Source organism: Tenacibaculum pelagium (assembly GCF_014062345.1).
Taxonomy (GTDB): Bacteria; Bacteroidota; Bacteroidia; order Flavobacteriales; family Flavobacteriaceae; genus Polaribacter; species Polaribacter pelagius.
This window is the reverse complement of record NZ_JACGLS010000014.1, coordinates 1-586: the sequence shown is the minus strand read 5'-3', so window position 1 is coordinate 586 and position 586 is coordinate 1. Positions and strand designations below refer to the sequence as shown.

At 34.5% G+C, this 586-nt stretch carries 1 protein-coding gene; it reads left to right on the top strand.

From position 1 onward, the window contains the following. Window positions 1-586: SprB repeat-containing protein (locus tag H3Z83_RS12820; RefSeq protein WP_182125895.1), on the top strand; the 586-nt coding region annotated here is incomplete at both ends.

The following is a 586-nucleotide window of genomic DNA, read 5'->3' as shown; positions in this document are numbered from 1 at the left end:
TTCAATAGTATTAACAGTTATTGGAGGAGTTGAACCTTATAGTTATAGTTGGAAACACAGTAGTGCATCAACTCAAGCACTTACAGGTTTAAGTTCAGGAGATTATGAAGTGACAGTAAGAGATAAGAATTTATGTGAGATAGTATTACCAATAAAAATTTCGCAGCCATCAAAAGGATTGTCAATAATCACAAAAAAGGTGAAAGATGTTACAGGTAATGGATTGTCAAATGGAGAAATAAGAGTAGAAGTTGAAGGAGGTACACCTGATTATACATATGAATGGTCAGGAGTAAATGGAGTTCTTTCAAACAACACATCAACATTATCAGGAATAAAAGCAGGAACATATACTTTAAAAGTTACCGATATAAAAGGATGTGAATTACCTAGAACCTATAAAGTAGAAGAACCATTACTATTAGAAGCTACCATAGAAGAAACAGCGATATTGTGTAATGGAGGAGAAGGAAAATTATCAGCATCGGTAAAAGGAGGAGTAGAACCTTATCGTTATGAGTGGAGAAAGAAAGGATCAACGACAATTGAAGGAGTGTTATCTAGTTTAGAAGGTGTAGGGTCAGGA